This is a genomic window from Halomonas sp. (assembly GCF_033549285.1).
GTDB lineage: Bacteria > Pseudomonadota > Gammaproteobacteria > Pseudomonadales > Halomonadaceae > Halomonas.
Map to the genome: position 1 here is coordinate 1 of NZ_JAWSUJ010000133.1, position 7,978 is coordinate 7,978.

Sequence of the window (7,978 nt, forward strand, 5' to 3'; positions counted from 1 at the left end):
CCAAGCTGACTATAGGCAGCCGCCGAGTTTCTGTCTCTACAAGAGGGTGCCAACCCTAAAGCGTTTCTCAACGCTAGCAGCGCAGCGGTTTCCGCGAGAGCAGCCTCCTTGCGGCGGAGCTCACGTTTGAGCTCCTTGTTCTCCTGGCGCTCCGCCTTGCGGGCTTCGCTGACCTGCTTCGAAGCGGCATCGCTCCGGTCGTTGGCACCTTCGCAGCTCGCCCGCCAGCGCTGGATCTGCTCGGGGTAGAGGCCCCGCTGCCGGCAGTACTCGGCACGCTCGGCTTCACTGAGGGCCGCCGTTTCCAGTACGGCGTGGAACTTGTCCTGCGAGCTCCAGCCCTCAGGGTCATCACTCTGGTCCGGCAGGAGGCGGCCTGCTTGCCGAGCCTTCTTGCGCCAGGTGTACAGCGTTGCCGCGGAGATGCCTTCTTCCTGGGCCACCTCCGCCACCGTGCGATTATGCGGCGGGAGCAGCTTCTTGAGGATGGCTTCCCGGCGCTCGTCGGAGTACTTCATCGGAACCTCGTCACGCCCCACATCGTTCAGAGTCTAACAGCCGCTGACACTCCAACTAGCTTGACAGTGGGGGCCGGGAAGGGCGCCTGCTCAAGATCAACCGTGGCCTGCACCGCCTGGCCATGGCGCAGCGGATGGGGCTCGATTCCGTGCCGGTGATGGTGAAGGCCGTGCACCGTGAGTGGTGGCATGAGGTCACGGCGGGCACGACCGGCCGAGCGGCCCTGGAGGAGGTAAGCGCGGCGTTGACGACATGCGAGCCGGAAACCGAGCCGGGAGAACTGGACCCGGCTGCAGGTCAGGAATCCGGAAATGCATCCAGGTAGCTCCCTTTTAGTAAAACTTCAGCTCGACGTTGGTACCCTTCGCCCCCGAGCTTGTTTGCCCTAAGAGTCCCCCTGAGCGCCGGCCATTGGTCGGCGTTTTTCGTTGGTAGCCGGCGCAGGTGTGCGTCGATCCAGACGATGTGGTCGTCTCGGTCGATCGGCAGGTTGTTGTAGTGCAGGTCGCGGTGGGTGTAACCGGTATGGGCGAGCTGGGCGACCTCCTCGCAGAAGCGAGCCAGGAACGCCAGTCGTCCTTCCTCGTTCAAGCCTTCGAACACCTCGCCGCCGGGCCTGGCTTCTTGCAGGTGTTCCATCAGGAGCAAGGAGGCGTTGCGGTTGCCGGGATTGAGCGAGATCCCCCAGCCGTGGCAGCGGGGTGTCTTCAAACCGGCCCGGCGAAGGATTTGCAGGCAAGTAAACTCCTTGCGTGCATCGGTCTGTGCCAGCCAGCGCTTCTCCAGGTAGTCGCGCAGTAGCCACTTCAGCGGCGCCTGCCGCTTCATGTATTTGTCGGGTACCACCTTGGCGAGGATCTGCCGGTCGGCCGAAAGGAAGAAGCGGCTGCTGCCTAATGCCTCGAAAGCCTCGGTGGTAGTGGTGCTGGTCAGAGCCAGCCTGCCCGGCAGGCCGTCGGGATGGAAGACCAGGTAGCGTCGTCGGCGGTCGTTGAAGGGAATATCCAGCAGCTTCACGTCATGTCCTGATTTTTCAGTTTTTTTATCATGGTGCCTCAATCTGGGGCAGCACGATTTCCTCGAGGAACGGCCCTTAGTGGCGTGTCTCGATCACGAAAGGGCCTGGTCCATGCGAACGAGCGCATTGGCCGGGCCTTTTTCGTTTTCGGGCGCCACCCGATAGTCGGCGATGACGAAGGCGAAGCGTTTGTAGGCCATGGCGGATTCCTGGCTGGCAAATCTGCGCAAGGCTATCACAGTGAGGAGAACAAGTGGCGGGGACGCGGCCGCCTTACGAGTGCGTTACAATCCACGCCGACGCGACGCGGGGAGAGACCATGAAGCTTCTGATTACCGGCATGGCCGGATTCATCGGCCACGCCGTGGCCCGGCGCCTGGCGGGCGATGGCCACGAGATCGTCGGGATCGACAATCTCAACGACTACTATGACGTGTCGCTCAAGCAGGCACGGTTGCAGGATCTCGCCGACTGCGAGAACGTGCGGTTCATCCGGCTGGACCTGGCCGACCGCGCGGGGATGGCGGCGCTGTTCGCCGAGCACCGCTTCGACCGCGTGGTGCATCTGGCCGCCCAGGCCGGGGTGCGCTACTCGCTGGAGAACCCGCATGCCTATGCCGACAGCAACCTGGTGGGGCACCTGAACGTGCTGGAGGGCTGTCGTCATCAGGGAGTCGAGCACCTGGTCTATGCCTCGTCGAGCTCCATCTATGGCATGAACGACCGGGTGCCCTTTGCCACCTCGGATGCCGTGGACCATCCCATCAGCCTCTACGCGGCCACCAAGAAGGCCAACGAGCTGATGGCGCATACCTATTCCCACCTCTATGACCTGCCCACCACCGGGCTGCGTTTCTTCACGGTCTACGGGCCCTGGGGACGCCCGGACATGGCGATGTTCAAGTTCACCCGGGCGGTGCTGGCCGGTGAGCCGATCCCGGTCTACAACCATGGCGAGATGGAGCGGGACTTCACCTATATCGATGACATCGTCGAGGGGGTCGTGCGGGTGCTCGAGCGCATCCCCCACCCGGACCCTCAGTGGCAGGACAGCGAGTCGGGCCCGGACAGCTCCAGTGCGCCCTATGCGCTCTATAATATCGGTCATGGTAGCCCGGTCTCGCTGATGGGGTTCATCAGTGCGGTGGAAGCGGCCACCGGGCGTGAGGCGATCTGCGACTTCCAGCCCATGCAGCCGGGCGACGTGCCCCGCACCTGGGCGGATACCCAGGCCCTGTTCGATGCCACGGGCTATCGGCCCCAAGTGGGCGTGGAAGAGGGCGTGAGGCGGTTCGTGGAGTGGTATCGGGCGTATTATGGGGTTTAGGGCATGTTGCCATTATCTGCTTTTTTCGCGATGCAAGTCGAGCCGTCGAACCGATCGCTCCCACAAGCAATGTAAATACAACTGTTGAACAGGACATGGCAGGAGACAGGGAATGAAGATCACCATCTTTGGAACGGGTTATGTGGGGCTCGTGACCGGCACCTGCCTGGCCGACGTGGGCCATGACGTGCTGTGCGTGGACGTGGATGCGGAGAAGATCGCGCGGCTCGAGGGCGGCGAGATCCCCATCTTCGAGCCGGGGCTCGAGCCCATGGTCAAGGACAACGTGGAGGCGGGCAGGCTGCGCTTCACCACCGATCCGGCGGAGGCGGTGGCCTTTGGCACGCTGCAGTTCATCGCGGTGGGCACGCCGCCCGATGAGGACGGCAGCGCCGATCTGAAGTACGTGCTGGCGGTGGCCGAGACCATCGGCAAGCACATGACGGACTACAAGGTCATCGTCGACAAGTCCACCGTGCCGGTGGGCACCGCCGACCGAGTGCACGAGACCGTGGCAGGAGCGCTCCAGGCTCGTGGCGAGGAGATCGAGTTCGATGTCTGCTCCAACCCGGAGTTCCTCAAGGAGGGCGCGGCCATACAGGATTTCACCCAGGGGGCCCGGATCATCGTCGGCACCGAGTCCGAGCGGGTGAAGACGCTGATGCGCGAGTGCTATGCCCCCTACATTCGCCTGCACGACAAACTGATGTTCATGGACGTGCGGGCGGCGGAGCTCACGAAGTATGCCGCCAACGCCATGCTGGCGACCAAGATCAGCTTCATGAACGAGATCGCCAACCTGGCCGAGCGGCTGGGGGCCGACGTGGAGCAGGTGCGTCGCGGGATCGGCAGCGACCCGCGCATCGGCTACCAGTTCATCTACCCGGGCTGCGGCTATGGCGGCTCCTGCTTCCCCAAGGACGTGCAGGCGCTGGCGCGCACCGCCGGCGACGTGGACTACCAGGCCGAGCTGTTGACCGCGGTGGAGGGCGTGAACCGGCGCCAGAAGCGGACCCTGTTCACCAAGCTGGCCGGGGCCCTCGGGGGGGAACTGGCCGGCAGGACCGTCGCCCTGTGGGGCCTGGCCTTCAAGCCCAACACCGACGACATGCGCGACGCGCCCAGCCGCACCCTGATGGAGGCGCTGTGGGAGGCCGGTGCCAGGGTGCAGGCCTACGATCCCGAGGCGATGAAGGAGTGCCGGCGGCTCTATGGCGAGCGCGACGACCTGCTGCTGGCGGGGGATCGCATCCAGGCGGTGAAGGGCGCCGATGCCCTGGTGATCTGCACGGAGTGGAAGGAGTTTCGCAGCGTGGACTTCGCCTGGCTGAAGCAGCAGCTGGCCACGGGGGTGATCGTCGACGGCCGCAACCTCTTCGAGCCGGACGCGGTCAAGGCCGCCGGGCTGCGCTACTTCGCCGTGGGGCGGGGCGACTCGTTGCGGGCTTGAGCCAGTCTTGAGGCAGGCTGGAAGACTGTTGCGCGTCTGCCTGCAGAGGGAGAGTAAATATGATCGATTCGATACAGCGCTTCTTCAGCGACATCCTTATAGCGGGTGATAGCACGGAAGCGTCTGCTCCCAGCCTGGAGCTCGCCACGGCGGCCCTGCTCTTCGAGGTGGCGCGTGCCGACTATCACCTCGACGACAGTGAAGTCGCCCTGCTGCGCGAGCGGCTGCAGCGGCGTTTCGACCTGGCGGACGCGGATCTCGACGAGCTGATGCGTCTGGCCCGTGAAGAGGCCGACTCGGCCGTCGATCATTACCAGTTCGTCAGCCTGATCAAGGAGCACTTCGACTACGATCAGCGCTGCGAGCTGGTGCGCATGATGTGGTCGCTGTCGCTGGCCGATGGCGAGCAGCACCACCTCGAGGAGCACCGTATCCGTCGTCTGGCCGAGCTGCTGCATGTCGGCCACTCGGACTTCATCCGTGCCAAGCTGCGGGTGCTGGAGGATAATGCTAGCGACTGATCGCGAGCCGCGGGTTTCCCTCTGCGTCGCTAAGGTGCATGCTCGATCCAGCCCCCGAACAGCAGACAAGGAGTCAGTGATGGCGCGTGAGATCGTGGTGATGGGTGCCGGGATAGTCGGCGTGTCGGTCGCCTGGTACCTGGCGAAGCGTGGGCACTCGGTGACCCTGGTCGACCGCCGGGAGCCGGGGCGCGAGACCTCCTTCGGCAATGCCGGCATCATCCAGCGCGAGGCGGTGCAGCCCTACCCCTTCCCGCGAGACCTCGCCACCATGCTGCGGGTCTTGCCCAACCGCCAGGTGGATATCCGCTACCGGCCCGGCGGCATGGTGCAAGCCGCGGGGCCGCTGCTGCAGTACTGGCAGAACTCCTCTCCCAAGCGCTATGCGCGCATCGTCCCCGAGTATGCCTCGCTGATCTGCCTGTCGCTGGAGGCCCATGCCCCAATGGTCGAGGCGGCCGGGGCCGACGCCCTGGTGCGTCGTGAGGGGTGGCTGGAGGTCTATCGCACCCGGGAGGCCATGTCGGCGCGCCTGCGGGATGCCGAAGCCAACGCCGAGCGCTTCGGTGTCCGCTACCGGGTGCTTGATGCGAGTGAGCTGGCGATCCTGGAGCCCGACCTGAGCGATGAGCTGGTCGGGGCGATCCACTGGGAACAGCCCTGGACGGTGGCTGATCCCGGTGCCCTGGTGCAGGCCTACGCCCGCAGTTTCGAGGCGGAAGGGGGACGTGTGGTGCAGGCTGACGTGACCGACGTCGCGCGCCAGGGTGCCGGTTGGCGGGTGGCCACCTCCGAGGGGGCGCTGGACGCCGAGCAGGTAGTGATGGCGATGGGGCCCTGGTCGCGGGAGTGGCTCTCGAGCCTCGGCCTGGATATCCCGCTGTTCGTCAAGCGTGGCTATCACATGCATTACGGGTCGACCGGCGCGGCCAGGCTCGGCCACTGGGTGATGGACGCCGAGGTCGGCTACCTGCTGGCCCCGATGCAGGCGGGGATTCGCCTCACCACCGGCGCGGAGCTGGAACGCCTCGAGGCGCCGCCGCACCTGGCGCAACTGGCCGCTGCCGAGCGCGTGGCGAAAAAACTGTTTCCGCTGGGCGAACGGTTGGATCCCGAACCCTGGAAGGGTGCGAGGCCTTGCACGCCGGACATGAAGCCGGTGATCGGCCCGGCGCCTGGGCAGGAAGGGCTCTGGCTGGCGCTCGGCCATGGGCATCAGGGCTTCACCCTGGGGCCGGCTACCGGTCGTCTGCTGGCACAGATGATGGAGGGGGAGAATCCCGAGATCGATATGGCGCCGTTCCGGGCCGACCGGTTCTGAGGCTGACTTTTTGTGGGAGCGGTCGGTTCGACGTTTCGACTTGCACCGCGATTCGAACAGCCGGGTGCAAATCGCCGTGCAAGCACGGCTCCCACAAGGTGGCTTTGTGCTGATCCTATGGGAGCGGTCGGTTCGACGTTTTGACTGGCACTGCGAAAAGTGGCGGGCGCAAATCGCCGTGCAAGCACGGCTCCTGGTATGGATTGACCCGCCTCGGTGGGTCGGTTGAGGCGTAGGGCCAGGATCAGGCGGCGCGGGGCTTGATGTGCCGGTAGTGTCCGTGGCGCTTGGCCTGCTCCAGATCGTAGGCGTTCTGAAGGCGCAGCCAGTAGCCCTCACTGGTGCCGAAGTAGCGCGCGAGACGTAGGTCGGTGTCGGCAGTGATGGCACGAGTGCCCCGGGTGATCTCGCCGATGCGCGTGGCGGGCACGCTGATCGCGGTGGCCAGGGCGTTCTTGGTCAGCCCCAGCGGCACGATGAAGTCCTCGAGGAGGATTTCCCCGGGGTGGATGTTGGGTAGCTGTTCGGTCATGGTCGCCTCCTCAGTGGTAGTCGACGATTTCAACATCATGGGCATTGCCACCTTCGAAGCGGAAGCAGATGCGCCATTGTTGGTTGATACGGATGCTGTACTGGCCGCTGCGGCCACCTTGCAGGGCTTCCAGACGGTTGCCGGGTGGAATGCGCAAATCGTCCAGGGTGGCGGCGGCGCTCAACTGGCGGAGCTTCTTTAGGGCGTTGCGTTGCATGTCCTGGGGGAGCTTCTTGGCGACCTTGCCATCGGCGATAGTGGCGGTCTGCTTGTCCCTGAAGCTCTTGATCATGGGGCTGGCGCCGCAGGCATTGGGATGACTTCAATATAACGCCTTGCGTTATATGACGCAAGGCGTTTGGTCTGGGCGAGTGCCGTTCACGCGCGGCTTATCGCTTGGCCTTGCGCTTCTGCTGGACAAGATGGCAAACCAGCTTGATCACCAGGGTGAAGACGAACACCAGCCAGCCGGCGGTGGCCAGCACGTTGAACAGCAGCATCTTCTGTTCGCCGTTCATCGGGGTGATGAGGTGGTCGATGATGATGGCCAGCAGGAAGGCCAGGGTCAGGGGCAGGGCGAGGATATGCATCCACATCTCGGTGCGCCGCTTGCGGACGTGGTAGCGGCCCAGCAGCACGCGGATGGGGCGGTGAACGAAGCTGATCAGGATCAGGCTGCCGACCATCAGCAGGGCGGCGAGGCTGGGTTCGATGCTGCCCAGGTGCGCGGAGATGCTGACCGACCAGTAGAGCACCAGCCACATCAGGCCGGCCAGGATGGCAACGATATCGGCGTAGTGTCTTACCTTGGGCATCGAGTCCTCATCGGGCCGGGCGTCGGTGGCGACGCGAATGCTGGCGCCATGATACGGCATTCAGTGCCGCTTGAAGAGTCGGCGCACCCAGTACCAGCGGTTGATGAGCAGGGCCGCGAAGATCAGCGAGCAGCCTGCCAGCTGCAGTAGCGTCATGCTCTCGTCGAACCACCAGGCGGCCATCAGCGCGGTCCAGACCGCCTCGAGCATCAGGATGACCGCGGCATGGCTGGGGGTGGTCAGGCCCTGAGCATGGACCTGCAGGAAGAAGCGCAGGGTGCTGGCGAAGAGGATGCTGGCGGCGAGCCAGCCGAGGGTGGCCGCCGAGAGGCGTGACGGCCAGGCCTCGAAAGGCAGCGAGGCAAGCGTCAGCACCAGGCCCACCACCAGCAACTGGATGGCGGTCAGCGGCAGGGCGGGCACCCGGCGCACCACTCGAGAGTTGGCATTGATCAGCACCGAGAAGACCAGGGCC

The 7,978-nt window shown here is 64.9% G+C and carries 10 protein-coding genes; 4 read left to right on the forward strand and 6 right to left on the reverse strand.

Annotated features, from left to right (window positions below; translation table 11 throughout):
- Positions 1–518: transposase (locus SCI24_RS19605; protein WP_318726979.1), on the reverse strand; the 518-nt coding region annotated here is incomplete at its 3' end.
- Positions 519–816: 298 nt separating this feature from the next.
- Positions 817–1,536, reverse strand: coding sequence for a lipopolysaccharide kinase InaA family protein (locus SCI24_RS19610; RefSeq protein WP_318726980.1), 720 nt, complete (start codon positions 1,534–1,536; stop codon positions 817–819).
- A 320-nt stretch (positions 1,537–1,856) separates the two neighbouring features.
- On the opposite strand from SCI24_RS19610, the gene SCI24_RS19615 reads away from it, so the two are divergent.
- The 4 genes from SCI24_RS19615 to SCI24_RS19630 all read left to right on the forward strand — a co-directional run bounded on the left by SCI24_RS19615 (position 1,857) and on the right by SCI24_RS19630 (position 6,156).
- Positions 1,857–2,864, forward strand: a complete 1,008-nt coding sequence (locus tag SCI24_RS19615; RefSeq protein WP_318726981.1) for an NAD-dependent epimerase — start codon at positions 1,857–1,859, stop codon at positions 2,862–2,864.
- Between the two features lie 112 nt (positions 2,865–2,976).
- Positions 2,977–4,314: a UDP-glucose/GDP-mannose dehydrogenase family protein gene (locus SCI24_RS19620; RefSeq protein WP_318726982.1), complete on the forward strand. Its 1,338-nt coding sequence runs from the start codon at positions 2,977–2,979 to the stop codon at positions 4,312–4,314.
- Between the two features lie 59 nt (positions 4,315–4,373).
- Positions 4,374–4,835 (forward strand): TerB family tellurite resistance protein, encoded by a 462-nt coding sequence (locus tag SCI24_RS19625; protein ID WP_318726983.1) that lies wholly within the window; start codon positions 4,374–4,376, stop codon positions 4,833–4,835.
- A 79-nt stretch (positions 4,836–4,914) separates the two neighbouring features.
- Complete coding sequence (locus SCI24_RS19630; RefSeq protein ID WP_318726984.1) at positions 4,915–6,156, forward strand: FAD-binding oxidoreductase; 1,242 nt, start codon at positions 4,915–4,917, stop codon at positions 6,154–6,156.
- A gap of 244 nt (positions 6,157–6,400) precedes the next feature.
- Here the strand turns inward: SCI24_RS19630 and SCI24_RS19635 are convergent, their stop codons facing one another.
- The 4 genes from SCI24_RS19635 to SCI24_RS19650 all read right to left on the reverse strand — a co-directional run.
- Positions 6,401–6,688 carry a HigA family addiction module antitoxin gene (locus SCI24_RS19635; RefSeq protein WP_278030924.1) on the reverse strand — a complete coding sequence of 96 codons (288 nt, stop codon included), beginning with the start codon at positions 6,686–6,688 and terminating at the stop codon, positions 6,401–6,403.
- Between the two features lie 10 nt (positions 6,689–6,698).
- Complete coding sequence (locus SCI24_RS19640; protein ID WP_318726985.1) at positions 6,699–6,980, reverse strand: type II toxin-antitoxin system RelE/ParE family toxin; 282 nt, start codon at positions 6,978–6,980, stop codon at positions 6,699–6,701.
- Between the two features lie 97 nt (positions 6,981–7,077).
- Positions 7,078–7,503 carry a hypothetical protein gene (locus SCI24_RS19645; protein ID WP_318726986.1) on the reverse strand — a complete coding sequence of 142 codons (426 nt, stop codon included), beginning with the start codon at positions 7,501–7,503 and terminating at the stop codon, positions 7,078–7,080.
- A gap of 60 nt (positions 7,504–7,563) precedes the next feature.
- On the reverse strand, positions 7,564–7,978 hold a 415-nt coding region (locus SCI24_RS19650; protein WP_318726987.1), incomplete at its 5' end, for a DMT family transporter.

Coding starts and splice junctions, on each gene's coding strand:
- SCI24_RS19615 (WP_318726981.1), top strand. CDS start 1,857: ATGAAGCTTCTGATTACCGGCATGGCCGGATTCATCGGCCACGCCGTG.
- SCI24_RS19640 (WP_318726985.1), bottom strand. CDS start 6,980: ATGATCAAGAGCTTCAGGGACAAGCAGACCGCCACTATCGCCGATGGC.
- SCI24_RS19630 (WP_318726984.1), top strand. CDS start 4,915: ATGGCGCGTGAGATCGTGGTGATGGGTGCCGGGATAGTCGGCGTGTCG.
- SCI24_RS19625 (WP_318726983.1), top strand. CDS start 4,374: ATGATCGATTCGATACAGCGCTTCTTCAGCGACATCCTTATAGCGGGT.
- SCI24_RS19635 (WP_278030924.1), bottom strand. CDS start 6,688: ATGACCGAACAGCTACCCAACATCCACCCCGGGGAAATCCTCCTCGAG.
- SCI24_RS19620 (WP_318726982.1), top strand. CDS start 2,977: ATGAAGATCACCATCTTTGGAACGGGTTATGTGGGGCTCGTGACCGGC.
- SCI24_RS19645 (WP_318726986.1), bottom strand. CDS start 7,503: ATGCCCAAGGTAAGACACTACGCCGATATCGTTGCCATCCTGGCCGGC.